The sequence below is a fragment of the Flagellimonas lutimaris genome, from assembly GCF_051494225.1.
GTDB classification, from domain to species: domain Bacteria; phylum Bacteroidota; class Bacteroidia; order Flavobacteriales; family Flavobacteriaceae; genus Flagellimonas; species Flagellimonas lutimaris_A.
On the sequence record NZ_JBNPYE010000003.1, the window covers coordinates 141,020 to 165,722 of the forward strand.

General features: G+C 38.8%; 25 protein-coding genes. 14 read left to right on the forward strand and 11 right to left on the reverse strand.

All coding sequences use genetic code 11. The features are described 5' to 3' along the window. The first annotated feature begins 40 nt into the window (after positions 1–40). A complete protein-coding gene (locus ACQQ5U_RS08905; RefSeq protein WP_437397176.1) occupies positions 41–1,576 on the forward strand; it encodes a family 20 glycosylhydrolase in 1,536 nt (511 codons plus the stop codon). Positions 1,577–1,579: 3 nt separating this feature from the next. Here the strand turns inward: ACQQ5U_RS08905 and ACQQ5U_RS08910 are convergent, their stop codons facing one another. The 3 genes from ACQQ5U_RS08910 to ruvX are packed head-to-tail and all read right to left on the reverse strand — an operon-like array spanning position 1,580 to position 3,083. Beyond that, positions 1,580–2,023 carry a DUF5606 family protein gene (locus ACQQ5U_RS08910; protein WP_437396852.1) on the reverse strand — a complete coding sequence of 148 codons (444 nt, stop codon included), beginning with the start codon at positions 2,021–2,023 and terminating at the stop codon, positions 1,580–1,582. A gap of 55 nt (positions 2,024–2,078) precedes the next feature. Continuing rightward, positions 2,079–2,669 carry a peptide deformylase gene (def, locus tag ACQQ5U_RS08915; RefSeq protein ID WP_437396854.1) on the reverse strand — a complete coding sequence of 197 codons (591 nt, stop codon included), beginning with the start codon at positions 2,667–2,669 and terminating at the stop codon, positions 2,079–2,081. A gap of 3 nt (positions 2,670–2,672) precedes the next feature. Further along, complete coding sequence (gene ruvX, locus ACQQ5U_RS08920) at positions 2,673–3,083, reverse strand: Holliday junction resolvase RuvX (protein WP_437396855.1); 411 nt, start codon at positions 3,081–3,083, stop codon at positions 2,673–2,675. Positions 3,084–3,183: 100 nt separating this feature from the next. Here ruvX and ACQQ5U_RS08925 point away from each other — a divergent pair, with 100 nt between their 5' ends. Both ACQQ5U_RS08925 and ACQQ5U_RS08930 read left to right on the forward strand, forming a co-directional pair. Continuing rightward, complete coding sequence (locus ACQQ5U_RS08925) at positions 3,184–3,999, forward strand: 2,3,4,5-tetrahydropyridine-2,6-dicarboxylate N-succinyltransferase (RefSeq protein ID WP_437396856.1); 816 nt, start codon at positions 3,184–3,186, stop codon at positions 3,997–3,999. 250 nt (positions 4,000–4,249) lie between these two features. Next, complete coding sequence (locus ACQQ5U_RS08930; RefSeq protein ID WP_437396858.1) at positions 4,250–5,053, forward strand: glycosyltransferase family 2 protein; 804 nt, start codon at positions 4,250–4,252, stop codon at positions 5,051–5,053. Here ACQQ5U_RS08930 and ACQQ5U_RS08935 read toward each other — a convergent pair. Then, positions 5,035–5,895, reverse strand: coding sequence for a glycosyltransferase family 2 protein (locus tag ACQQ5U_RS08935; protein ID WP_437396860.1), 861 nt, complete (start codon positions 5,893–5,895; stop codon positions 5,035–5,037). The genes ACQQ5U_RS08930 and ACQQ5U_RS08935 overlap by 19 nt on opposite strands. 49 nt (positions 5,896–5,944) lie before the next feature. Here ACQQ5U_RS08935 and ACQQ5U_RS08940 point away from each other — a divergent pair, with 49 nt between their 5' ends. Continuing rightward, positions 5,945–7,030, forward strand: coding sequence for a hypothetical protein (locus tag ACQQ5U_RS08940; RefSeq protein WP_437396862.1), 1,086 nt, complete (start codon positions 5,945–5,947; stop codon positions 7,028–7,030). Next, positions 7,027–7,587 carry an L-threonylcarbamoyladenylate synthase gene (locus tag ACQQ5U_RS08945; RefSeq protein WP_437396863.1) on the forward strand — a complete coding sequence of 187 codons (561 nt, stop codon included), beginning with the start codon at positions 7,027–7,029 and terminating at the stop codon, positions 7,585–7,587. Before ACQQ5U_RS08940 ends, ACQQ5U_RS08945 begins: the two co-directional genes overlap by 4 nt. Before the next feature lie 39 nt (positions 7,588–7,626). Here the strand turns inward: ACQQ5U_RS08945 and ACQQ5U_RS08950 are convergent, their stop codons facing one another. Beyond that, a complete protein-coding gene (locus ACQQ5U_RS08950; protein WP_437396864.1) occupies positions 7,627–8,457 on the reverse strand; it encodes a hypothetical protein in 831 nt (276 codons plus the stop codon). 230 nt (positions 8,458–8,687) lie between these two features. Here ACQQ5U_RS08950 and ACQQ5U_RS08955 point away from each other — a divergent pair, with 230 nt between their 5' ends. From ACQQ5U_RS08955 to ACQQ5U_RS08970, 4 genes are read left to right on the forward strand one after another with little or no spacing between them, the layout of a single operon-like run. After that, positions 8,688–10,118 (forward strand): CCA tRNA nucleotidyltransferase, encoded by a 1,431-nt coding sequence (locus ACQQ5U_RS08955; protein ID WP_437396866.1) that lies wholly within the window; start codon positions 8,688–8,690, stop codon positions 10,116–10,118. Then, positions 10,115–11,128, forward strand: coding sequence for a COX15/CtaA family protein (locus tag ACQQ5U_RS08960; RefSeq protein WP_437396868.1), 1,014 nt, complete (start codon positions 10,115–10,117; stop codon positions 11,126–11,128). Before ACQQ5U_RS08955 ends, ACQQ5U_RS08960 begins: the two co-directional genes overlap by 4 nt. A gap of 42 nt (positions 11,129–11,170) precedes the next feature. Further along, positions 11,171–11,674: an IS1096 element passenger TnpR family protein gene (locus ACQQ5U_RS08965; RefSeq protein WP_437396870.1), complete on the forward strand. Its 504-nt coding sequence runs from the start codon at positions 11,171–11,173 to the stop codon at positions 11,672–11,674. Positions 11,675–11,719: 45 nt separating this feature from the next. Further along, complete coding sequence (locus ACQQ5U_RS08970; RefSeq protein WP_437396871.1) at positions 11,720–12,778, forward strand: nucleoid-associated protein; 1,059 nt, start codon at positions 11,720–11,722, stop codon at positions 12,776–12,778. Here the strand turns inward: ACQQ5U_RS08970 and ACQQ5U_RS08975 are convergent. After that, a complete protein-coding gene (locus tag ACQQ5U_RS08975) occupies positions 12,775–13,851 on the reverse strand; it encodes a hypothetical protein (protein ID WP_437396873.1) in 1,077 nt (358 codons plus the stop codon). The two genes, ACQQ5U_RS08970 and ACQQ5U_RS08975, sit on opposite strands and share 4 nt — an antisense overlap. Positions 13,852–13,929: 78 nt before the next feature. Between ACQQ5U_RS08975 and ACQQ5U_RS08980 the strand changes: the two genes are divergently transcribed. Genes ACQQ5U_RS08980 through uvrB form a run of 4 tightly spaced genes read left to right on the forward strand, consistent with a single transcriptional unit; the run spans position 13,930 to position 19,470 of the window. Further along, complete coding sequence (locus tag ACQQ5U_RS08980; RefSeq protein WP_437396874.1) at positions 13,930–14,826, forward strand: ABC transporter ATP-binding protein; 897 nt, start codon at positions 13,930–13,932, stop codon at positions 14,824–14,826. A gap of 12 nt (positions 14,827–14,838) precedes the next feature. Beyond that, positions 14,839–15,672 carry an ABC transporter permease gene (locus tag ACQQ5U_RS08985; RefSeq protein ID WP_437396875.1) on the forward strand — a complete coding sequence of 278 codons (834 nt, stop codon included), beginning with the start codon at positions 14,839–14,841 and terminating at the stop codon, positions 15,670–15,672. Positions 15,673–15,701: 29 nt separating this feature from the next. Beyond that, a complete protein-coding gene (locus tag ACQQ5U_RS08990) occupies positions 15,702–17,432 on the forward strand; it encodes a T9SS type B sorting domain-containing protein (RefSeq protein WP_437396877.1) in 1,731 nt (576 codons plus the stop codon). A 49-nt stretch (positions 17,433–17,481) separates the two neighbouring features. Further along, positions 17,482–19,470 (forward strand): excinuclease ABC subunit UvrB, encoded by a 1,989-nt coding sequence (gene uvrB, locus ACQQ5U_RS08995; protein ID WP_437396879.1) that lies wholly within the window; start codon positions 17,482–17,484, stop codon positions 19,468–19,470. A gap of 90 nt (positions 19,471–19,560) precedes the next feature. Here uvrB and ACQQ5U_RS09000 read toward each other — a convergent pair whose 3' ends face one another. The 5 genes from ACQQ5U_RS09000 to ACQQ5U_RS09020 form a co-directional block, all read right to left on the reverse strand. After that, positions 19,561–19,986, reverse strand: a complete 426-nt coding sequence (locus ACQQ5U_RS09000) for an Hsp20/alpha crystallin family protein (RefSeq protein WP_437396881.1) — start codon at positions 19,984–19,986, stop codon at positions 19,561–19,563. A gap of 115 nt (positions 19,987–20,101) precedes the next feature. Then, positions 20,102–20,503 carry a hypothetical protein gene (locus ACQQ5U_RS09005; RefSeq protein WP_100815966.1) on the reverse strand — a complete coding sequence of 134 codons (402 nt, stop codon included), beginning with the start codon at positions 20,501–20,503 and terminating at the stop codon, positions 20,102–20,104. Positions 20,504–20,620: 117 nt separating this feature from the next. Then, the gene (locus ACQQ5U_RS09010; RefSeq protein ID WP_437396883.1) at positions 20,621–20,956 is read right to left on the reverse strand and encodes a hypothetical protein; all 336 of its coding nucleotides are present in this window, start codon (positions 20,954–20,956) and stop codon (positions 20,621–20,623) included. Positions 20,957–21,305: 349 nt separating this feature from the next. Further along, complete coding sequence (gene sucC, locus ACQQ5U_RS09015; RefSeq protein ID WP_437396885.1) at positions 21,306–22,499, reverse strand: ADP-forming succinate--CoA ligase subunit beta; 1,194 nt, start codon at positions 22,497–22,499, stop codon at positions 21,306–21,308. A 117-nt stretch (positions 22,500–22,616) separates the two neighbouring features. After that, entirely contained in the window at positions 22,617–23,255 is a 639-nt protein-coding gene (locus ACQQ5U_RS09020) for an LON peptidase substrate-binding domain-containing protein (RefSeq protein WP_437396886.1), read from the reverse strand. Between the two features lie 163 nt (positions 23,256–23,418). On the opposite strand from ACQQ5U_RS09020, the gene lysA reads away from it, so the two are divergent. Further along, entirely contained in the window at positions 23,419–24,657 is a 1,239-nt protein-coding gene (gene lysA / locus ACQQ5U_RS09025; RefSeq protein WP_437396888.1) for a diaminopimelate decarboxylase, read from the forward strand. Positions 24,658–24,703 lie beyond the last annotated feature (46 nt).

Sequence of the window (24,703 nt, forward strand, 5' to 3'; positions counted from 1 at the left end):
GATTTACAGATCAATTTTGCTGTTCGTTGCAGTTATCTGCATGGCAGCTTGCCAAACCGAAAAAAAGGAAATCAATTTTCCTAAAACCGACCTAGCCAATGCTCCGTTGATTCCAAAACCCATTAAAACCGTTCCCACTGGCAGTGCTTTTGGGCTGGATGCCAGCACCGCGATTTACACCTCGACAAACAACCCAGAGTTTGAGAAAGTGGGTAAGTTTCTATCAGAAAGTATTAAGAAAAAAACAGGTATAGATGTGGCAGTAAATGCATCAACCGAAGATAAATTGGAACGATTGATTTATATCAACCAATCGGATAGTGTGGACTTGGAAACGCCGGAATCCTATCAACTCTACATTAAAAAAGATTCAATTTTATTGAATGCCAAAACCGCAGCAGGTGCATTCAGAGGGGTGCAGACCCTTCGTCAACTTATTCCCGAGACCAGCAATGATACTTTAACGGACCATCCCTTGTGGGTGATTCCATCCGGTAAAATTATGGACGGACCAAAATTCGGATACCGCGGTTCCATGTTGGATGTAGCCAGGCACTTTTTTACTATTGACGAGGTCAAAAAATACATTGATGCCTTAGCTTATTACAAATTCAATACCCTTCACCTTCATTTATCCGATGATCAAGGATGGCGAATTGAAATCAAATCTTGGCCTAAACTTACCGAGGTTGGTAGTACCAGCGAAGTTGGAGGAGGCGAAGGTGGTTTTTATACCCAAGAACAGTATAAGGATATTGTAGCATACGCTGCAGACAGATATATTACCATTGTTCCTGAAATTGATATGCCGGGACACACCAATGCAGCATCATTAAGTTATCCTTTTTTACACTACGCTGGAGCAGAAACTCCAAGGGTACGAACCGACATGAAAGTAGGTTACAGTTCTTTTGATGCCCAAAAAGACACGGTTTATAGCTTTTTGGACGATGTTATCGGTGAGATTGCCACTTTAACGCCTGGACCATACTTCCATATTGGTGGTGATGAAAGCCACGTGACCAAAAAGAGCGATTACATCCTTTTTGTGGAAAAAGTGGAGAAAATCGTACAAAAACATGGTAAAAGAATGATTGGTTGGAACGAAATTGCTCAAGCTGAAATTAGCTCCAACTCCATTGCACAACTTTGGAACGAGCCAGAAAATGCCTTAAAAGCGGCTGAAAATGGTTCGAAGATCATTATTTCCCCGGCAAAAAAGGCGTATTTGGATATGCAATACGATTCCATTTCGGAATATGGATTGCACTGGGCCGGTTACATTCCAGTTGATGTGGGCTACGAATGGGATCCAGAAACCTATGTCGAGGGAATATCAACAGAAAGCATTTTAGGAATTGAAGCTCCACTATGGTCAGAGACCATTAGCAACGGCTCCGAATTGGAATACTTGGCTTTTCCACGAATAATTGGATACGCTGAATTGGGATGGTCCCCGAGCAAACACCTTAATTGGGACGATTACAAAGAACGCTTGGCCGCACAGGTTCCATACTTGGAAGCCATGCAAATCAACTATTACCCAACAAAGTTGGTGGATTGGAAAAAAGAATAGTGTTTATTCTTCCTCTTCGGAGGCAGAAACAGTAGGTTCTTCTGCATCCTTTTCGTCTTCAACAAAATCAACAATGTTGTTATCGAGAAGGATGTTGTACCACTGTATAATTTTTTTAATGTCACTAGTGTATACTCGGTCCTCATCATAATTGGGAAGCACTTCGAAAAAATACTCTTCCAATTCAATTTTATCGGCCTTATGACTGATGGATGTTTTCTTTCCATCCTCTTTTTCCTTGATTTTTTGAAACACTTCTTTTAGAGGTAGTTCTTCTTCCAAGGTGTAAATGGCTATTTCGGACAGCACGCTGACATTGCTTCTTAAACCAACGGTTACACGTTTGCCATCCAAAAGGGATTCGCCAACAAAGCCACCTCTGGTCTGGGTCAATAATTTGTAAAGTCCTGGTCTACCTCCAATAGATAAAATCTTGTCTAATGCCATTCAAATAGTAATTTATGGGCGCAAAAATATGTTTTTATCGCAAATAGCGATTTTTTTAACGTCCTTTTTTGATATTAGGAAATCTCATTCTGTAATCCACACTGATTTTCCCTTTGGAAATCTTCTCCAATCGGCTTTTTAAAAGTCGTTTCTTTAGTGTTGAAAGCTTATCGGTGAATAAAATTCCTTCTATGTGATCATATTCGTGCTGAATCACCCTTGCCAAGAGGCCGTCAAAGGTCTCGGTATGTTCCTTGAAATCCTCATCCAAAAAAGTGATGGTGATTTCGGGCTTACGTTTTACATCTTCACGGATATCGGGAATACTTAGGCAACCTTCGTTAAAGTCCCACTCTTTCCCATTTTCTTCCTCAATCTTCGCATTAATGAATACTTTTTTAAAACCATCGAGCTGCTCTCGTTCTTCTTTGCTCAACTCCTCATCATCCGCAAAAGGTGTTGTATCCACCATAAACATTCTAATGGGAAGCCCAACCTGTGGAGCGGCCAAACCAACACCGTGGGCATTGTACATGGTCTCCCACATGTTTGTTATCAACTCATCAAGTTTTGGATATTCTGATGTAATATCCTTTGCCTTTTTTCGCAAAACGGGATCTCCGTAGGCTACTATCGGTAAAATCATATATCAAAATCTGTTTAAGTAGGCCTGCAATATTAGCGTAGCACTTATTTCATCAACTAGGGCCTTGTCCTTTCTTTTTTTCTTTTTCATTCCGCTATCCAGCATGGATTGAAATGCCATTTTAGAGGTAAATCGCTCGTCCTGGCGCTCCACAGGAATGGAAGGAAACTTGGCTTTTAACTTAGTTAAAAATCCTTGTATAAGAACTTCTGACTCGGATGCTGTATTGTCCATTTGCTTGGGCAGCCCCACCACAAAACGCTCTACGGATTCCTTTTGGGTATACTCTTCCAAAAAGGCAAGCAAATCCTTGGTTTCGATAGTGGTCAATCCAGAAGCAATCAACTGAAGTTCATCAGTAACTGCTATTCCTGTCCTTACCTTTCCAAAATCCAAAGCTAAAATTCTAGCCAAAATAATTTTTTGGCAAAAATAACCTTAAAAATGTTATGCCCTTAAAAATGGGAACCATAATTCTGCTATGGGGCTTATCTTTGTCAAAACTTTAAGAAAAATGACAGGATTAAGGACGCTAATCGAAAAAGCGTGGGACCATAGAGAGTTGTTGGAAGATGAAAAAACTCAAGTCGCCATACGTGAAGTAATAGATCTAATAGATATAGGTGAATTGCGATGTGCTGAACCAACGGAAGACGGTTGGCAAATCAACGAATGGGTAAAAAAGGCTGTAGTCCTTTATTTTCCTATCCAAAAAATGGAAGTGCTGGAAGCCGGTATTTTTGAATATCACGATAAAATTCCATTAAAAAGAGGCTATAAAGAAAAAGGTGTTCGCGTAGTTCCTCATGCGGTTGCAAGGCACGGAGCCTATATTTCCAAAGGAACCATTTTGATGCCCAGTTATGTAAACATTGGTGCTTATGTTGATGAAGGTTCCATGGTGGACACTTGGGCCACCGTAGGCAGTTGCGCACAGATAGGAAAGAATGTCCACTTAAGTGGCGGTGTTGGTATTGGAGGCGTATTGGAACCTTTACAAGCGGCTCCTGTAATTATTGAAGATAATGCCTTTATTGGCTCCAGATGTATTGTTGTAGAAGGAGTCCGTGTTGAGAAAGAAGCAGTTTTGGGAGCCAATGTGGTTTTGACCGCATCCACCAAAATTATTGATGTTACCGGTGACGAACCTGTTGAATTGAAAGGAAGAGTTCCTGCAAGGTCTGTTGTGATTCCCGGTAGCTACACCAAAAAATTCCCTGCTGGGGATTATCAAGTACCGTGTGCTCTGATTATTGGTAAGAGAAAAGAAAGTACTGACAAGAAAACTTCGTTGAACAATGCACTACGTGAGCATAATGTAGCGGTGTAGATAGTCATTGTTCCACAACTAAAGCTGTTTTTTTTAAGATAGGGTTGTTTTTTTATAAAAAAGAAGCAACCCTATTCATTTTTCATCCTCTTAATTATACATCAATCAATATTGAAAATTTGGATTTTAACAAAAAACTGGTAGGGAAATTAAATAGTTGATTGTTGTAAGAAAAAGAAACGTTTAAACAATTTTTACCCTGTTTTTTTGTTATAGATTTGTAAATACCAAAACACTACACCAATAAATTATGGCTGGATTTAGCACCCCAAGGCAAAAATTATCAGCACTTATTATCACCTACAATGAAATGGGATACATCGAAAAATGTATCGATTCCATTTCTTTTGCCGATGAAATTATCGTTGTTGATTCTTATAGTACCGATGGTACTTACGAATATCTTTTGGACCACCCAAAAGTCAATGTGGTTCAAAACCCATTTGAAAACTTTACCGCACAAAAATCTTTCACACTTAAACAAGCAACCAATGATTGGGTATTGTTTTTGGATGCGGACGAAATAGTTACTGAAAGTCTTCAAAAAGAAATCATGGATACCATAAACAATCCGAATGCCCATGAAGCTTATTGGTTTTACAGAAAGTTTATGTTCCAAAATGAACCTCTGAACTTCAGCGGTTGGCAGACCGATAAGAACCATAGACTATTCAGAAAGAGTAAAGCCCACTTTACAGATAGAAAAATTGTGCATGAAACCTTGGTAGTTGAAGGAAAATCTGGAATTCTCAAGGAAAAATTAACCCACTACTGCTACAAAAACTACGAGGATTACAAGAGTAAAATGCTCAAATATGGACAACTAAAGGCAAAAGAGGACTTTTATAAAGAAAAGCACTTCAATTATCTTCTAATGACCATAAAACCTTTTTGGAAGTTTTTCAATCACTACATTATCCGTTTAGGATTTTTGGATGGCAAAAAAGGATGGACCATTTGCTACCTTAACGCACTTGGGGTACTAGAAAGGTTTAGAGAACTGAAAAGACTGGAAAAGAAAAACGAGCTCGCCTACTATTTGGTGATGCCGTAATGCGTCCACACTAGTTTATTTGATCTTGTCTCTTTTCGTATCGCCTGATTTTTGGCGATGGATTCTGGTGTTTTGTACCCTCTTTTATGATCTAAGTGCACACATACCGCACTATAGCGCAATTGTTTGGATTTTATACCAAAATTGAACAAACGCTCACCCAGTTCGCGGTCCTGACCGCCATACTGCATTCTCTCATCAAAACCATTTACGTTTAAAATATCCTTTTTCCATCCAGAGGAGTTGTGACCGTTCCAACTGGCATTGGTAGGCGTAAACGTATTCAGCAACTTGGAAACAATGCCATTTGCAGTCAACTTATTATTCTTAAATGTTTTAGGAATACCCTGTTCCTTAAGCCAATGAATACTGAAACAATTCTGTTTTTTGATATCCTCCAACGTAATCATCTTGGAAATATTCATCGGAAGCATATAGTAACCGCCAGAAATAAAATATCCGGGTTCTTTATTGATATAATGTACTTCGACAAAATCCTCCCGTGGAATGCAATCTCCATCCGTCATTATAATGTATTCCGCATTACAAGCTTCCACCGCTTTGTTCAGGATTCTTGATTTTTGAAAACCATCATCTTCCTGCCAAACATGGACGATATTGTAAAAGATCTTTTTGGACATCTCTTCCAACAATTCCTTGGTTTTCGGACCTGAACCATCATCGGCAATCACCACTTCAAAATCTTTGAAAATCTGGCAATTAAACCCCCATAACACTTTTTTTAGCCACTCTTCGGCATTATAAGTGCTTACAATTACTGATATTTTTGGTGACTCTGTTTCCTTCTGACTCATCTGGGCAAAAATACTAAAGTCTGCCATTTAAAAGATAACTTTGTAAAAAAGTACGGTTCTTTACAAAAAACTATTCATGAAGAAAGCAGCACTTATTGAGTTCAACTCATACCATGATGAATGTTTGTATTCACAGATAAAGTTTCTCGATTCCGCTGGATATGCCCTGAGTTTGGTCGTAAGTAGTCAAATTAAGGACAGGGCTTCTGAATATTTAGATATCCCCGAAGATGTTATAACATTCACACGTTTTGATCAAAAAAATTTGTTTAGTCGTATTTCCTTCTTATTAAAGCTTAAAAAGCAATTAAAAAAAAGAGGGGTAAAAACAGTCATATTCAACACCGCAAGCTCCAGACTGGAAATAATTTTGTTAAGTTTTATGCTGAAAAGGAGAACAGCTTTATTTGGTATACTCCATAACCTGAAAAAAGTAAACCATAGCTTTTCGCAAAAACTCATCAATAAGTCCATAAAAAACTATTTTGTAATCAATGATTTTTTAGAGAACTCCATCGAACTGGAGGACAAATCGATACAGCTACAGAGCTTTTACCCTATTTTTTTTCCAATCTACGAAGAAACATCCATTAAAAAACCACAAGAAGAGATTTGGATCAGTATACCAGGAAAACTTGACTTTGGCCGAAGAGATTATTCTTTGGTTGCCGAAGCACTTCAACAAGTAAACACCAAAACCAATCTAAAGTTCCTGATTTTAGGAAACAGTAATTCTGAAAACCCAAAAAACCGAGAGTTTCTGGATTTTATTGAAGCTCAAAATCTACAACAGCACTTTGTGACTTTTAATTACTTTTTGGACAACAATACTTTCCATGATTATTTAAAGAAATCAGATTTTATTCTTATTCCATTGGAATCCGTTGGAAATAATTATGCAAAATACAAGATAATGGGATGCTATAACCAAGCCTTTGGATATAAGAAAACACTTATCAGCCCAATTGAGCTTAACCATATTCCAGATCTTAAAAAACACTCCATTTTTTATGACGATGTTGAGAGCTTAGCACAAGTATTTAATAAAATTGGTGAGAATGGAGGTGAAAAAAAAGAATATTCGGTTACCAAATGGGGTTTTGAAGCACAAAAAAACAACTACATCAGTTTTCTTGAAAAAAATCAAAAAGAAATAAAATGATCGAGGAAATCAACAATTGCAATAAAGTACTGCAAGAAGGTGGACTTATTCTATACCCGACAGATACTGTTTGGGGCATTGGCTGCGACGCAACAAACCCTGAGGCCGTAAAAAAAGTGTACGCCCTCAAAAAACGTGAAGACACCAAAGCGCTCATTTGTTTAGTGGCCAACCAAGCCATGTTGGAGCGTCATGTAAAAGAAGTACCAGATGTAGCTTACGATATCATGGACTTAGCGACAAAACCAACAACCATTGTATTTGACAACCCTATAGGCATCGCCAACAATCTTGTGGCAGATGACAATACATTGGCCATTCGAGTGGCTTCAGATAAATTCTGCCAATACCTCATCAATAAATTCAGAAAACCAATTGTATCCACATCGGCCAATGTTTCGGGCAATCCAACCCCAAAACAATTCAAGGATATTGATGAAGAAATTTTAAAAGGAGTGAACTATGTGGTAAATTTGCAAGACAAAAATAAAAACCCTTCTCCCTCTTCCATCATTAAATTAAGTAACGACGGAAAGGTAAGGGTTATTAGAGAATAATAAAGGAGGCTAAGATTTAGCCTCCTTTATTATATTCGGTTACTGAATACCGCCGCCGCCAGAGCCGCCGCCGCCAGAGCTGCCACATGCTGGATCATCATAATTATGTCCACAGGTAGTGTTACCTGGAAAAATAATGTTCAAGTTTGTCTCGTAGGTTGAAGCCGTGCTAGCCCAAAATGAAGTTATTCTATCATTCCAACCTGAATCTTGCAAATTATTTACTTGAACTGGCCCTTGTGCATAAACACGGGCACCTGGAGATGGAAAACTTCCTGAGTAAAACTCTGCAGAGACCCCTGCACTTAACCTGAAAGAACTGATTTCATCATTAAAATTGATACACCCTGTCTCATATTGATTACACCTCAAATGTGGATTACCATATCTAGAAGGATAGGGCAAGGCTTTTGTGAATGTATACCCCCCCAAACTATGAGCTGTTGCAATTGTAAAACTTGGCCCTGAAGCATCTACGCTGGGACCTTTATCTACTTCCCTAATCATGGATGGATCCAGTCCCTTTATTTTAGCCATGAGTTCGTTATATCGATGAGGGTTCTCGATAAAATTGATCATTTTGTCTTTCGAAGTAAAGATTAAAAAATCATTAAGTTCACCATTAAGATAAAATGTAAGATCACCTTTGCCTGAAATATCCGATAGACTAACATAATCATTACCATTTAATATCTTAAGATCATCAGTAGTCTTATCTGAATAAACGGTAATTCTTTCTCCATCAACGTACCTAATCTGACCCTTTAATTCCACTGAATTTTCATCTTCAAAATCAGAGTTCGATAATTGATCGACATCACAGGACAACATCAAGATCGTACCTAGCAATAAAATAAAAACTTTTTTCATAATTAATATTGTTAATGATTATTATTCCTACAATTATATATATTTATTCTTACAATATAAGTTTTATCGATATTTATTTACAGTTTTTTTATGTTAACATAAAAAAACTGTAATTCGCAAAAAAAAGCCAACTATGTCGTAAATTTGCCCGATGAAAACACAAACCCTTCCCCCTCCGCAATTATTAAATTGGGCAACGACGGGCAGATGAAGGTTATCCCGGAATAATAATGGCGAAGGAATTCCATACAGAGGCAATACAACACCCTATTTTTAAACTTATTGGCGAAGCTTCGGATGAACTGGGCGTTGACGCATATGTAATCGGTGGTTTTGTACGTGATTACTTTTTAAAAAGAAACACCCCGAAGGATATTGATATTGTTGCCATTGGTAGCGGAATAGACCTAGCCAAAAAAGTAGCCTCCAAACTAAAGGGCAAACCAGAGATTTCCGTATTCAAGAATTTTGGGACGGCCATGATCAAGCACAAGGATTTGGAGCTTGAGTTTGTAGGCGCCCGAAAGGAAAGTTACAACCGCAACAGCAGAAAACCCATTGTAGAGGACGGCACCTTGGAAGATGACCAAAACCGTCGCGACTTTACCATAAATGCCATAGCTTTGGCATTAAATGATGCTAATTTTGGAGAACTTTTGGATCCTTTTAATGGGTTGGCGGATTTAGACCGAGAAATTATCCGTACACCTTTGGAACCGGGTATCACCTATTCCGATGACCCCTTGCGAATGATGCGTGCCATCCGATTTGCCACACAACTGCATTTTACCATTGAACTTAAATCGCTGCAGGCCATTACGGAAAACAAAGACCGTATAAAAATTGTTTCCAAGGAACGTATCGTAGACGAACTCCATAAAATTTTGATGAGTCCCAAACCATCTATTGGTTTTAAATTATTGCACCAAACAGGGCTACTTCCTTTAATTCTTCCAGAATTAACCGATTTGCAAGGTATCGAGGAAAAAGAGGGACAACGGCACAAGGACAACTTTTGGCATACCTTGGAAGTGGTGGACAATATTGCGAAAACTACCGACAACCTTTGGTTGCGTTGGGCTGCTTTGTTGCATGACATAGGAAAGGCACCAACGAAAAAGTTCCATAAAAAGATTGGCTGGACTTTCCATGCCCATGAATTCGTAGGAGCAAAAATGGTGTACAAACTCTTCAAAAGGCTTCGGATGCCTTTGAACGAGAAAATGAAATTCGTTCAAAAAATGGTTTTGATGAGCTCTCGCCCCATCATTTTGTCCGAAGACCACGTAACTGATTCTGCGGTAAGACGATTGGTTTTTGATGCAGGTGATTTTGTAGAGGACCTTATGACTTTGTGCGAGGCCGACATTACCACAAAGAATCCACGCAAGCAGGAAAAATACAAAAACAACTTCAAAATAGTTCGTCAAAAAATAGTGGAGGTCGAGGAAAGAGACCATATTCGTAATTTCCAACCGCCCGTTTCCGGTGAAGAAATCATGAAAACCTTCAACCTAAAACCTTCTAAGGAAATAGGGATCATCAAAGACGCAATCAAAGAAGCGATTTTAGAAGGAGAAATCCCAAATGAGCATGAAGCTGCCTACAATTTTATGTTGGAAAAAGGCAAAAAAATGAACCTAAAAGTCCACTCGGAATGAAAAAGAACAAATATGTAGTGTATTGGTTGCTAACCGGATGTTTTCTCATTTTCGTTATGGTCTTGGTAGGGGGCATAACGCGTCTTACCCACTCAGGACTTTCCATTTCCGACTATAAATTGATACAGGGTACCATTCCCCCAATGAACGAGCAGGAATGGCAAGAGGCATTTGAATTGTACAAGCAATATCCCGAATATCAAAAACTCAACAACCATTTTGGAATCGAGGAGTTTAAAGATATTTATTTCTGGGAATGGCTACACAGGGTTATTGGACGGTTTATAGGCGTTGTTTTCATGGTACCATTTCTTTACTTTTTGGTTACCAAAAAATTGGACAAACCTACTATTAAAAAGGCCATAATATTGTTGATTATGGGCGGGTTTCAAGGATTTTTGGGTTGGTATATGGTAAAAAGCGGTTTGGTAGACCGTCCCGATGTATCCCACTTTAGGTTGGCAGCTCACTTAACAACCGCATTTATAACCTTTGCCTATAGCTTATGGGTGGCTTTAGACCTCATTTACCCAGAAAAAAAAGAAATCGACAAGGGAATCAGAAATCTAATTCGAATTGGGCTTGTGCTTTTACTACTGCAAATTATATGGGGAGCTTTTGTAGCAGGATTGGATGCAGGTTTTATACACAATCATTGGCCTTTAATGAGTGAGGGGAAACTAATTCATGAAACTGTTTATATTGAACAGCAACCCGTAATCAAAAACTTTTTTGAAGGGAAAAGCGGTGTACAGTTCATTCACAGATATTTGGCTTACGTAGTCGTTGGCTTTATTGCCCTAATTTGGTTCAAAACCAGAAAAATATCGACCACACCATTGCAGGAAAAAGGATTAAAAGTTTTATTGGCCCTTGTTTTTGTGCAATTTTTATTGGGTGTACTGACGCTAATTTACGCTGTCCCTCTTTGGTTAGGAATCGCGCATCAAATTGGTGCATTCTTCCTTTTGGCAGCCATGACTTTTACCCTGCACAGGTTCGCCAAATAAGGTCTAATATTGTACCTTTGTGCCCACTCTAAAATTTGATGGATGATTTATAAAATCAGGATAATACTTGATGCTGAGGAGGATATCTTTCGTGATATCGAAATTGAGGACCAAAGTAATTTGGAGGATTTCCACAATGCCATAACCCAAGCTTTTGGTTTTGAGGGGAGTGAAATGGCTTCGTTCTATACTTGTGACGAAGAATGGAACCAGGACGAGGAAATTGCCCTTTTTGATATGAGCGAGAGCGGTTCCGATATCCGTTTGATGAACGAAACCACTTTGGATGATGTAATGACCGAGGACAACCCAAAATTGATTTACGTGTACGACTTTTTTAGCATGTGGACCTTTTTTGTGGAACTTGCAGATATTGTTGACAAGGAAGATGGCCGAGTGTACCCCAACCTATTGTTCACTTTTGGAGAATTACCAGATGCTCCACCGGAAAAAAAGTTTGAGGCAAAGCCCAATGATGATGAAGGAAATTTTGACGACCTCTTAGATCGTTATGATGATATGGACTTTGACGAAAACTGGAATTAAAAGAACGCTTGACCTAAGTTTTAACCATTAATCCCTTACCTAAAAATGCTAAACCTATATTCTGCTCAAATTGAGAGCATATCGCTTCACCGTGTTGGTAATAAAAGTAAAAACGAATCCGCTTTTTTATCTGCAGAACCTTTTTCGTTGAACGATGAAATGTCGGGTCTTTTAAAGGAATATTTTTTCAAGCCTTTCAGGGAAAAAGAAGAAAACTATTATAAGTTTAGCCACGAGGTTGATTTGGAATTCAATGAGGTTTGCGCTGCTGTGACCGGGATATTTGAAAATCCATCCGATAACCATAGGTTATCCAAAAAAATAACTACACACCTTTTTGAACAATCCAACCATCCACATATTAAAAGTGGTGAGGTTTATGTGGTTCACTTTTCGGATATGGTAATCGATAACCAAAAAACAGATGCCGTAGGTATTTTTAAAAGTGAATTGAAGCACGATTTCCTTCAATTTGAAGAAAATGAACACAACTTGGAGATTTTGATTCGTCAAGGAATCAATATCAACAAACTGGATAAAGGTTGTATTGTTTTCAACACTAGTAAAGAAGAGGGGTACAAAGTACTTTCCGTGGACAGTAACCGATACGATGCCAAATATTGGTTGGAAAACTTCTTGGGCGTTGCTCCATTAACGGATGAAAATTTTTACACCAAGAACTACCTTAAATTCTGTCAAAATTTCGCCAAAGATGTTGTTCTACCTGCCGAGGACAAACAACAAGAAGTAATGTTCATGAACCGCGCAGTGAACCACTTTGCGAAAAACGACAATTTTGAGGAAACCTCATTTTTGAACGAGGTGATGGAAAATCCGGAGTTGATTCCTGAATTCAAACATTATAAAGTTGAAAAAGGACCTAAATACAGTATTGAGGACGTTTCCAATTTTGATATTGCCAACAAAGCAGTAAGTGATGCCCGAAAGAAAATTAAAAACGTCATCAATCTCGACACCAATATTCAGATTAAAATGGATTTCATCAACCCTGAATCTGCTGAAAAGTTTGTGGAAAAAGGTTGGGATGAGGAAAGACAGATGTACTATTACCTAGTCTATTTCAACAAGGAGCAGAAGAGTTAGAATTTCTTCTCTATTATCTGTTTCATACTTACATCTTCGTAATTTCGTTTTACAAAATCAAGGGCATGGGTCAATATTTCACCCATGTTCTTACTATCCCTAAAATTGATATCCCCTGTTAGTTCTTGCAATTGGTGTTTTAGCATTTCAATATTTTCAGGGGGAGCTATGCTATCCGCTATGCACGCATCCAAAAGTCTTTTTAACCTCCGGCCCCAACTCAATATTCTTTTGGCGACAATTGAACGCTCCTCCACAATGTATTGGTTTACAGAATCTATGGTTAACTTACTCTGGACCAAGTCGACCATAATCTTATTCTCCTTGAAAAACTGGGGGCGATACACTTTTATTTTTCCTTCATAAGACTGCTGATCAAAATCAATGGCCCTTATTTTATGAACAACACTATCAAAATCGTGGGTGGGAACAATTACATAATTGTAGGAACGCATATCGCCCAATAGACGAATCATACATCTTTCGTTAAACTTTACGAACTCTTTGGCAATCTGCGCTTTTTCAAACTCTGTACATTCCGGAAGGTTTTTCTTCATAAAAACATCCCCAGGAATACCAACAATATGTTCCTCGATGAGTGTGTTCTCATAAATCACAAAGTTTAAATTGTAAGGGGAAAGCATGTGTTCCAACTCCAAACCATAAACACGGGAAGCATCGGTTTTTTTTACATATAACAAGGTATAATTGTCATTCAAAATATTTCGAACCTTGATTCTAAAAGGCTTGGAATTCCCAAAGGTGCAATAGTCCACATAATCCACATTCAGATACGGAAAAATAGAATCACTACCATCCGAAACAAAATTGGAGTACACCCGCTTTAAGGCAAGATCGATCTCATCGCGGTCAAACTCAGGATAGAAAACCCTTACCCAAAGAGTATCCTCATCATTCGCATCGTAGACGGCCACACTTCCTGAAAACCGAAGAAGGTCTTCGTAGTGAATGGGAATCTCAATTTTCCGATTGTAATAATCTAAATATTCATCCAACTCCTTACTGATTGGATAGGCAGGTTTCTTTTTCGACATTAATCTTTCTTCCGACATTGTATTTGATTATTTTGTAACAATTTGCGAATAATATCGTCAAGTTAATATAAACCATTCAAAAAACGATAGCATCTCTTGGAAACAATACTGACCGTAAACCATCTTACAAAAAAGTTTGGTTACCTCACAGCCGTTAAAGACCTTTCCTTTACTATAGAAAAAGGAAACGTTTATGGCATCTTGGGACCCAATGGTAGTGGCAAGTCCACTACATTAGGGATTATTCTGAACGTTGTTAACCGAACTTCTGGCGATTTCAGTTGGTTCGAAGGCAATACATCTACACATGATGCCCTTAAAAAGGTAGGCGCCATTATTGAGCGTCCCAACTTTTACCCTTACATGAACGCCATCCAAAATTTAAAGTTGGTCTGCAAAATTAAGGATGTGCCAGAAGCCAAAATTCAAGAGAAACTGGAGTTGGTAGGATTGTGGGATCGCCGAAATAGCAAGTTTAAAACCTATTCGTTGGGTATGAAACAGCGTATGGCCATTGCTTCTGCCCTGCTCAACGACCCAGAGATCCTAATTTTGGACGAACCCACCAATGGTCTGGATCCTCAAGGAATTCACCAAATACGGGAAATCATCAAAAAAATTGCAAGTCAGGGTACCACAATATTGTTGGCCTCCCATTTATTGGACGAGGTTGAAAAGGTATGTTCCCATGTTATCATTCTAAGAAAAGGTGAAAACTTATATTCTGGTCCCGTAGACAGTATGCTCGCCAGTCATGGCTTTTTTGAATTAAGGGCCGAAAACATGGAGCAGCTTCAAGAGCTACTGGAAAAAAATGCCAGTTTTGGAAAAATTGAAAACTTTAATGGAACGCTTACTGCTTATTTAAAGGAAGAAATGGATGCCGAAAGTTTGAATAAAATGCTGTTCGAAAAAGGGATTGTACTATCCCATCTCGTAAAAAGGAAAGAGAGCCTTGAAGAACAATTTTTAACCTTGACCAAAAACAACTAATTAAAAAAACGAATGTTACGTCTCCTACAAATAGAATTTATAAAACTTTGGAACAATAGGGCCAGCAAGGTGCTTATTATCTCCTATTTTGTGTTGTTGACCTCAATAGCACTGATTGCAGCCATAAAATTTGATATTGGCCCGGTTCAATTTCACTTGGCGGACCAAGGAATTTTCAATTTTCCGTACATCTGGCACTTTAACACCTTTGTTACGGCGCTGTTCAAGCTCTTTTTGGCCATTGTAATCGTTTCCATGATGTCCAACGAGTACAGCAACAAGACCATCAAACAAAACTTGATTGACGGATTATCGAAAAAGGAGTTCATTCTGTCCAAAGTGCTTACTGTAGTTTCGTTTGCCCTAATTTCCACCATCTTTGTGTTTGTCGTATCCATGATTCTAGGATTGGTTTATTCAGACTACAATGAGGTCTCCATCATATTTTCGGATATGGAATTCTTGCCTGCTTTCTTTTTTAAGTTGGTCGGGTTCTTCTCATTCTGTCTTTTTCTGGGCATTTTGGTAAAACGTTCTGCTTTTGCATTGGGGTTTTTAATTTTATGGACCATACTCGAACAGGTTGTTTTTGGACTACTGGGCTGGAAAGTAATGAGCTGGGAGGCAGCTAAGGCCGTAAAACGCTTCTTCCCGTTGCAATCCATGTCAAACCTGATCAAAGAACCGTTTACCAGGCTTTCCGCTGTTCAGAACATTGGACAACAAATTGGTGAGGACATGAAATTCGACTACCATGTGTATTGGTATGAGTTCTTAATTGTTATCATCTGGACAGCCATTTTCATCTATTTATCCTATGCATTATTGAAAAAACGTGATTTGTAGTATCTTGTGGGGTGCACATAATCATGCAAATGCTGAACAGACTATACATTTTATTGGCCATTCTTGTATGTATTACATCCAATGCGCAGGATTGTCCCAACCCGGTTTACCCAGCAAATGGCACCTCCAATGTTCCTTTAGATGCCACAATAGATTGGGAAACCGTAGATGGTGTACCCTCGTACAATATTACATTGGGTACTACTCCAGGGGGCAATGATATATTGACCTCGCAGTTTGCAAGTGGCTCTTCCTACACCCCGCCACTTGGATTGCCTGCCAACACGACCATATATGTGACCATAACACTTTTCTTTTTCAATCAACCCAATGTTACCTGCCCTAGTTATAGTTTTACTACGGAACCGTTGACATCGATTCCAAACTGCACGCCAATAACAAACCCACCCGATATGGCTACGGATGTTAATCCCAATACCAATATTTCCTGGAGCTACGTTTACGGTGCTGAGGGTTACCGATTAAGTTTGGGTACCACTCCGGGAGGAACAGAGCTTTTAAATGATTACGACACGGGGAATGTACTCACATATAATCCACCTTTTGAGCTTCCCGCAGAAACAACCGTTTATGCGATCATTGTACCATATAATTCAATTGGTTCCGCCGTGGGGTGCACCTACCAACAATTTGATACCAAGGCACCATCACAAATACCGGATTGTACAACCATTTTATACCCACAGAATGGAGAAACCAATGTACCCCTCTCTCCTTTACTTGAATGGTATGCAGTTCCGGATGCAACGGGCTACATTGTAACCATTGGCACCACACCCAGCGGTACAGATATTTTGGAAGAATCCATTTTCTATACCAACTCTACACCAGTGGTTAATTTTGAACCGAACAAAACTTTTTTTATCACCATTATTCCATTTAATGATGCAGGCCAAGCAGAAGGATGTATCCAAACCAGTTTTACCACTATTCTTGGATGCGGTCCCTATCTGGATTTTGATACGGGAGAATATGTTATAATCAATCCAGAAATCGATTTTCCCGATTCTTTTTCTTCTTGTCAGAATGATGGCCCTCTTGTAATCAGCTCAACCGACATCGCCGAAGGCTTCCATTGGTATCAAATAGATCAATTTGAAGATGAAACCTTGATTTCATCAACCAACGAAGTCACCATTACCGAAAATGGACGTTACCGATATGAAGCCTACAATACAATAAACCAAAACGGAAATACAATAGAATGTCCATCTTCACAAATATTTGAAGTGGTCTCATCAGAAGTAGCTACGATAGACAATATAATCGCGCAGCCCACAGTTTCATCGCTTCAATTAACCGTTGTTGCATCAGGTATTGGCAATTATGAATATGCCATTGACAATATTGACGGCCCTTATTCCGATAGTAATATTTTCAAAAATGTTGAACCCGGAACTCATACAATCTATGTCCGCGACAAGAACGGTTGCGGAATTTCACAAAAAGTATTTACACAAGATTTGACGGTGGAAGGTTTCCCCAAATTCTTCACCCCCAATGGGGACACTATTAACGACTACTGGCAATTTATTCAACCACTGGAGTCTGAAAAGGTTGTTTTTAAAAGTATTCGAATCTTCGATCGTTACGGCAAATTCTTAAAAGAGATTTCGCAGAATTCACAGGGCTGGGATGGTAATATTGCTGGACGCCGACTTCCTTCTGGCGACTATTGGTTCCAAGCTATCGATGATTCTAACCGCCAGATCAAGGGGCATTTTACCTTAAAGAGATAATATTACCGTTTTACTTCCTTTTGGAGGCGGCCTTTAGTATTTTTATCCAATGAAATTTCAGGTAGTTTCTGACTTTAAGCCAACAGGCGATCAACCTCAAGCCATTAAACAGTTAGTTGAGGGTATTGAGTCCAAAACCCCCTACCAAACTCTACTTGGTGTGACGGGTTCAGGAAAGACATTTACGGTTGCCAATGTAGTGGAATCGGTGCAGCGACCTACCTTGGTTTTGGCACACAACAAGACCTTGGCTGCTCAGTTGTATTCCGAGTTCAAGCAATTTTTTCCTAATAACGCGGTGGAATACTTTGTTTCTTACTACGATTACTATCAACCCGAAGCCTATATCCCAACAAGTGGGCTTTACATTGAAAAGGATCTTTCTATAAACGAGGATATCGAAAAATTAAGGTTAAGTGCCACATCCTCCCTCCTATCCGGAAGACGGGATGTACTTGTGGTAGCTTCTGTTTCCTGCCTGTACGGTATTGGAAACCCTGTTGAATTTCAAAAAAACGTAATCACCATCCACAGAGATCAGGTTATCTCGAGAACAAAATTTCTAAAGCAATTGGTTCAGAGCTTGTATGCTCGTACCACAGCCGATTTCAGAAATGGAAACTTTAGGGTAAAGGGCGATGTAGTTGATGTTTTCCCGGGATATGCGGACCACGCTTTCCGTATTCATTTTTTTGGTGATGAAATCGAGGAAATTGAGGCACTGGACCCCTATAACAACAGCGTGATTGAGATTTACGACACCCTGAACATTTATCCGGCCAATATGTTCGTAACGTCTCCAGATGTACTTCAAAACGCCATAAAGGAGATTCAGGATGATTTGGTAAAACAGATAGACTATTTTAAGGAAATCGGTAGGCCTTTGGAGGCCAAACGCTTGGAGGAACGCACCAATTTTGACTTGGAAATGATTCGGGAGCTTGGCTATTGTTCGGGAATCGAAAATTATTCAAGGTATTTGGATGGTAGAAAACCAGGTACCAGACCTTTCTGTTTGTTGGATTATTTTCCCGATGATTACCTCATGGTGATTGATGAAAGTCACGTAACCATCCCCCAGGTACATGCCATGTACGGGGGAGACCGTTCCAGAAAAGAAAACTTGGTGGAATATGGCTTTCGATTGCCGGCGGCAATGGATAACCGTCCATTAAAATTTGAAGAGTTTGAAGCGCTTCAAAACCAAGTGCTGTATGTGAGTGCTACCCCTGCCGATTATGAATTGGAATTGAGTGAAGGGGTTTATGTGGAACAAATCATACGACCAACAGGATTATTGGATCCTGTAATCGAGGTGAGACCTAGTGAAAACCAAATTGATGACTTAGTAGAAGAGATTCAACAACGTGTAGAATTGGACGAACGTACCTTAGTGACCACGCTGACCAAACGTATGGCGGAGGAGCTCACAAAATATCTATCCCGTATTGATGTTCGTTGTCGCTACATCCACAGTGATGTTGACACCTTGGAGCGCGTGGAAATTATGCAGGACCTGCGCAAAGGACTATTCGATGTTCTAATCGGGGTAAACCTTTTACGTGAAGGGCTGGATTTGCCCGAAGTATCCCTTGTAGCCATTCTGGATGCAGACAAAGAGGGTTTTTTAAGGAGTAATCGTTCTTTGACCCAAACAGTAGGTCGTGCAGCAAGAAACCTCAATGGAAAGGCCATCATGTATGCAGATAAAGTTACCGACAGCATGCAAAAAACGATTGATGAAACCAATTACCGAAGAGATAAGCAAATGTCCTATAATAAGGAACATCATATTACACCTACTGCTTTAAAGAAAAACTTGGATAGTGCCCTAGCGAAAAATTCGGTATCTACATATCATTTTCAAAAAGAAGAGCTTCGTGCTGCCGAACCGGACCTTAAATATTTAACCCAAGACCAGAAAGAAAAAATGATAAGGGACAAAAGAAAGGCCATGGAAAAAGCAGCTAAAGAATTAGATTTTATGGAAGCTGCCAAATTACGGGACGAGATAAAAATGCTTCAGGAAGAGAAATAAAAAAGTGCGCCCCCGCAAAGCAGGGGCGCACCTCAAACTAACCAACTAATCCAACCATCATGAAACACCTATAGTTGGTGTTCTAATGTCTTATCCGATTTCAATCAATCGTTTTGGTTTTGGCAATGCCTCTTGTTTTTTGGGCAATGTCAATTTCAATATTCCATCTTCGTACTTGGCGTCGATTTTAGACCCATCTACCGTCTCGGGCAATGTAAAAGCTCTTTTAAAAGAAGTGAAGGAAAACTCTTTTCTTGTATAATTTTCGTTATTCTCCTCATTTTCTATTTCGACTTCACTGGAAATGGTTAATACATCATTGTCAATTTCAACGGTGAAATCATCTTTCTTCATACCAGGAACAGCTAGTTCCAATTCAAAACCTTCGGTATTGTCCTTTATATTGACAGCAGGCACAGAAGTATTCCACTTTTCTGTTCCACCGAACCAATCAGGACCCATAACATCTTGCATCAAAGATGGAAAAAACAGGTTGTTTCTTTTTACTATACTCATGGCGATTCAATTTTAGTTAAACATTTAAATCACCCTGTATAAGTCAAAACCTATACCAATACAAAACACATGTCGTTATGACATGATTTAAATAAAATTCAATGCCATTTTGACATTAGTTATAATATGCTTTGAAGATATTGATAAGGACATCAGGCGGAACAATATTATCCGGATAACGGTGCATTACCTCAAGAACCTGACTAATAGCTGCAGGAGGCAAACCCATTTTAAGACCTATATTGTAAAGTGTATTTATTTCTTTCTTATGTTGCTCATGGTCTATATTCATGAGCAGGATAAGCCTATGGAACTGTACTATGCGCTCAGCTTGGGTTTTAAGACGTACTTTGGGGGATTTCTCCTTAAGCAACCCATCAAAAGTATCCTTTGGAACCCCTAGATTACGGGCGACCTTCAGTAAAAATTCATATTCAGACCGTTTCAAGGAATGGTCGACCCTTGCAAAGCCGATCATCTCTGAAAGAATGCTCAATTTTTCCTTATAGGTACCCATAACAAATGGTTTTGGTTCTAATTATTAGGTAGATAACTCCAAAACACCTCGTTTTAGTACATAAAAAAGCCCTGAATTTCAGGGCTTTTTATAACTAACTCAAACAATTCCCGTTTTTTAAGCGGTAATACGGACTGGAACTTCGTATACTCGTCCTGGTGCCACATTCTTCAATTGCACCTTTTTATAGTTCAAACGATTTTTTACGAAACCTTCCAAAATTTCATCTTTTGTTTCTACGGAAAGTACTACCAATTCTCCCTTTTCGGTTACAATGAAACGAACCTCAGCAGTCATTTCCTTGTTCTCTATGTTGAATTGATTATCTTTCAACATTTCATAAATCTGACCAGAAAGATTAGTCTCTTTCGTTGCCTTTTTACCTTTTGTTGCGAATGCACTCATTGTTGCAAATAATGCCAACGCTACTGAAACAGTTTTGAATTTTCTCATGATTTTTGTTTTTTGATTAAAATTGATGATTAATGATTTGTCAAAATATAGACCTGATTAAGAGTCTTTTTTAACGACACCTCAAAAATAAGACGATCAAAAAACAAAATTGTTACACTTTAGGACCATTTAACAAATGTTTAATGTCCTTAACCTTGGGCTAATACTCTTGTTGAAACAATAAAAAGCTAACTGATTATTTGATTCATCTAAGAAAACATTGAAAACGAAAGTAGTAAGATTATTGGCTTGATTTATTTAGGAAAAATCAGCGGTTTTTAAAATTTGAAGAATAAAAAAGGGCAATGCTGATTAAGCATTGCCCACATGAAATTTATTTACGCTGAGACTAGCCCAAAACTTCTTCCACTTTATCAGCAGCTTCTTTAAATTGTACTGCGGAGTGCACAGCCAAGCCAGAATTATCAATTATTTCTTTGGCCAACTCTGCATTGGTCCCTTGCAACCTAACAATAATTGGAACCTGAATGGCGTCCCCCATGTTTTTGTATGCATCAACGACACCTTGCGCGACACGATCACAACGAACAATACCACCGAAGATATTGATAAGAATTGCCTTAACATTTGGATCTTTAAGAATTATTCTGAAAGCTTCTTCTACCCTTTTGGCATCAGCAGTACCTCCAACATCCAAAAAGTTAGCCGGCTCACCTCCAGCCATTTTAATCAAATCCATAGTAGCCATGGCCAATCCGGCACCATTTACCATACATCCAACGTTACCATCCAAATCAACGTAGTTCAAGCCAACCTCACGGGCTTCTACCTCAATTGGGTTTTCTTCGCGTAGGTCTCTCATTTCTGCATATGCTTTTCTTCTATAAAGTGCATTGTCATCTATGGAAACTTTGGCATCTACGGCCATAATTTTATCATCAGAAGTCTTCAACACCGGATTGATTTCAAAAAGGCTTGAATCACTTTCCACATAAGCTTTGTACAAAGACATAACGAATTTCACCATCTCTTTGAAAGCTGTACCGGACAACCCTAAGTTAAAGGCTATTCTTCTGGCTTGGAAGGGCAAAAGTCCCATTCCTGGATCAACTTCTTCGGTATAGATCAAATGGGGAGTTTTCTCAGCCACTTCTTCAATATCCATACCTCCTTCGGTAGAGTACATGATCATGTTTTTACCCGATCCTCTGTTCAAAAGAACAGACATGTAAAACTCGCTGGTTTCACTATCACCTGGATAATACACATCTTCGGCCACCAAGACTTGGTGCACTTTTTTACCTTCTGCAGATGTCTGTGGGGTAACAAGGTTCATCCCTATAATATTACCAGCCAACTCTTCTACTTCTTTCAAGTTTTTGGCCAATTTCACTCCACCTCCTTTACCACGGCCCCCGGCGTGTACTTGTGCCTTTATTACGTGCCATCCGGTTCCGGTTTCCTGGGTAAGTTGTTTTGCGGCATCTACCGCTTCTTTGGCGTTGTGAGCAACAATTCCTCTTTGGATTCTAACCCCAAAACTGGCTAAAATCTCTTTTCCTTGATATTCGTGAAGATTCATCTGTGAATTTACTTTTGTTTGCTGACAAAAATAGAAAACACCGCTGACAAATTGAAGGTGATAAATAAATAATTGCTAATTAGGTATCAATAAAAGTTAGTTTTGCCCTTGAAAGCTCTACAACTTGAAATCTTTAAAGTCCAAAGGATCAAAATTTTTGAAATGCCCGTTCATTTCTATGGCATCTTTGGTACGATTTACCTCATTTAAAATATTTGTAGCTGCTTCCAGATGACTTTTTATAAAATTAAGTCGGTCCGTTTCTTTGGTCAAGAGTAACAATTCGTACTCTTGCTCAAAAGAAAGGCCCATTTTATGAGCCAGTGAATAACTATTGAACTGTTTGGGAGGTGTTTGGGTAAAAGGGACATCCATAATATCATATAAAGCCTCTACCTTTTGAAGTACTTCTTTCCTTAAATGCTCATCGGCATCATTTTCTATCTCCAAAAACTCCACTTCCCCTCCAGCGTAAAGCTTACCCTCCAACTGATTTTCAAAACTGATTACTTTAAAAACTTGACGGGCGACACACACCACATCCATTTCGCCAGATTCATAGGAGTTCACAACTTCAACCAATTGTACCTCGGTCCCATAAGAAATTGAATCATTGATATAAACAGGAATACCAAAGGTCAATGCCTCCTTTCTACAATCGTTGATTAATTGTTTATAACGATCTTCAAAAATATGGAGGGGCACGGTTTCCCCCGGATAAAACACCGATTGTAATGGAAATAAGGGTAACTTCATTCTTGCAATTTGCTTAAAAATACACATCAAAACCTAATAGTACAACCTTTAACAGCTCATTAATGTTACAAATAAAACAACTTGTTATATTTTAATAAAAAAATTTAAATTTCTTGTGTTTAATGTTAACAAAACCTAGTTTTGCTGAAAATATTTGTTTAACATGAACTCTAAGGATTTACTTCAGCTTACAGAACAATTTGGCGCACCACTTTATGTTTATGATGCCGACAAGATCACCTCTCAATACAAAAAGCTTACCAATGCTTTTAAGGGTGTTTCCAGTCTTAAACTAAACTATGCGGCCAAAGCACTGTCCAATATTAGTATCCTAAGATTGTTGAACAGTTTGGGCAGTGGGTTGGATACCGTATCCATTCAAGAGGTAAAATTGGGACTGTTGGCTGGTTTCAAGCCAGAATCTATCATTTTTACACCTAATGGGGTTTCTTTGGAAGAAATCGAAGAGGCAGCCGCTCTTGGTGTTCAAGTAAATATTGACAACCTCTCCATTTTGGAGCAATTCGGCAGTAAGCATCCCGACATTCCTGTATGTATCCGAATCAACCCACACGTGATGGCTGGCGGGAATTCCAAAATCTCTGTCGGGCATATCGATTCAAAATTTGGTATCAGCATACATCAAATCCCTCATTTATTGCGTATTGTGGAATTGACCAATATGAACATCAATGGTATCCACATGCACACAGGTAGTGACATTTTAGATATTGATGTTTTCCTCTATGCGTCTGAAATTCTATTTGAAACTGCCAGTAACTTTAAAGATTTGGAGTTCATTGATTTTGGAAGTGGTTTTAAAGTACCTTACAAAGAAGGTGACATCCAAACCAATGTAGATGAATTGGGGAAAAAATTAACCAAAAGATTTAACGAATTCTGCAAGGAATATGGGAGAGAACTCACTCTTGCCTTTGAGCCAGGAAAATTTTTGGTGAGCGAAGCGGGTTGCTTTTTAGCCAAAGTAAACGTCGTAAAACAAACTACATCGACCGTTTTTGCCAGTGTGGATTCCGGTTTCAACCATTTGATTCGACCCATGCTGTATGGATCAAATCATCAAATCATCAACATATCCAATCCAAAAGGAAAGGAGCGCTATTATTCGGTTGTTGGATACATTTGTGAAACGGATACTTTTGGAAGCAACCGTAGAATCAACGAAATATCTGAAGGAGATGTGCTCTGCTTTAAAAATGCCGGTGCCTATTGCTTTACCATGGCCAGCAATTACAATTCCAGATACAGACCAGCAGAGGTATTATGGTATCAAGGAAAAGCTCATTTAATCAGAAAAAGGGAAACTTTTGATGATATCCTTCATAACCAAGTGGATAATAAGGAACTTTTTGAGGTTCCGAAGAAACTGTCCGTAAAGTAGGATATACCCTTATCAGACTGTTAAAGCCCATACTTTTTTGGCATAA

Excerpts from the sequence above, each read along its gene's own strand:
- ACQQ5U_RS08905 (WP_437397176.1), top strand. The coding sequence starts at position 41 with ATGGCAGCTTGCCAAACCGAAAAAAAGGAAATCAATTTTCCTAAAACC.
- ACQQ5U_RS08910 (WP_437396852.1), bottom strand. The coding sequence starts at position 2,023 with ATGGCATTAGACAAGATTTTATCTATTGGAGGTAGACCAGGACTTTAC.
- def (WP_437396854.1), bottom strand. The coding sequence starts at position 2,669 with ATGATTTTACCGATAGTAGCCTACGGAGATCCCGTTTTGCGAAAAAAG.
- ACQQ5U_RS08925 (WP_437396856.1), top strand. The coding sequence starts at position 3,184 with ATGACAGGATTAAGGACGCTAATCGAAAAAGCGTGGGACCATAGAGAG.
- ACQQ5U_RS08930 (WP_437396858.1), top strand. The coding sequence starts at position 4,250 with ATGGCTGGATTTAGCACCCCAAGGCAAAAATTATCAGCACTTATTATC.
- ACQQ5U_RS08935 (WP_437396860.1), bottom strand. The coding sequence starts at position 5,895 with ATGGCAGACTTTAGTATTTTTGCCCAGATGAGTCAGAAGGAAACAGAG.
- ACQQ5U_RS08940 (WP_437396862.1), top strand. The coding sequence starts at position 5,945 with ATGAAGAAAGCAGCACTTATTGAGTTCAACTCATACCATGATGAATGT.
- ACQQ5U_RS08945 (WP_437396863.1), top strand. The coding sequence starts at position 7,027 with ATGATCGAGGAAATCAACAATTGCAATAAAGTACTGCAAGAAGGTGGA.
- ACQQ5U_RS08950 (WP_437396864.1), bottom strand. The coding sequence starts at position 8,457 with ATGAAAAAAGTTTTTATTTTATTGCTAGGTACGATCTTGATGTTGTCC.
- ACQQ5U_RS08955 (WP_437396866.1), top strand. The coding sequence starts at position 8,688 with ATGGCGAAGGAATTCCATACAGAGGCAATACAACACCCTATTTTTAAA.
- ACQQ5U_RS08960 (WP_437396868.1), top strand. The coding sequence starts at position 10,115 with ATGAAAAAGAACAAATATGTAGTGTATTGGTTGCTAACCGGATGTTTT.
- ACQQ5U_RS08965 (WP_437396870.1), top strand. The coding sequence starts at position 11,171 with ATGATTTATAAAATCAGGATAATACTTGATGCTGAGGAGGATATCTTT.
- ACQQ5U_RS08970 (WP_437396871.1), top strand. The coding sequence starts at position 11,720 with ATGCTAAACCTATATTCTGCTCAAATTGAGAGCATATCGCTTCACCGT.
- ACQQ5U_RS08975 (WP_437396873.1), bottom strand. The coding sequence starts at position 13,851 with ATGTCGGAAGAAAGATTAATGTCGAAAAAGAAACCTGCCTATCCAATC.
- ACQQ5U_RS08985 (WP_437396875.1), top strand. The coding sequence starts at position 14,839 with ATGTTACGTCTCCTACAAATAGAATTTATAAAACTTTGGAACAATAGG.
- ACQQ5U_RS08990 (WP_437396877.1), top strand. The coding sequence starts at position 15,702 with ATGCTGAACAGACTATACATTTTATTGGCCATTCTTGTATGTATTACA.
- uvrB (WP_437396879.1), top strand. The coding sequence starts at position 17,482 with ATGAAATTTCAGGTAGTTTCTGACTTTAAGCCAACAGGCGATCAACCT.
- ACQQ5U_RS09000 (WP_437396881.1), bottom strand. The coding sequence starts at position 19,986 with ATGAGTATAGTAAAAAGAAACAACCTGTTTTTTCCATCTTTGATGCAA.
- ACQQ5U_RS09005 (WP_100815966.1), bottom strand. The coding sequence starts at position 20,503 with ATGGGTACCTATAAGGAAAAATTGAGCATTCTTTCAGAGATGATCGGC.
- ACQQ5U_RS09010 (WP_437396883.1), bottom strand. The coding sequence starts at position 20,956 with ATGAGAAAATTCAAAACTGTTTCAGTAGCGTTGGCATTATTTGCAACA.
- sucC (WP_437396885.1), bottom strand. The coding sequence starts at position 22,499 with ATGAATCTTCACGAATATCAAGGAAAAGAGATTTTAGCCAGTTTTGGG.
- ACQQ5U_RS09020 (WP_437396886.1), bottom strand. The coding sequence starts at position 23,255 with ATGAAGTTACCCTTATTTCCATTACAATCGGTGTTTTATCCGGGGGAA.
- lysA (WP_437396888.1), top strand. The coding sequence starts at position 23,419 with ATGAACTCTAAGGATTTACTTCAGCTTACAGAACAATTTGGCGCACCA.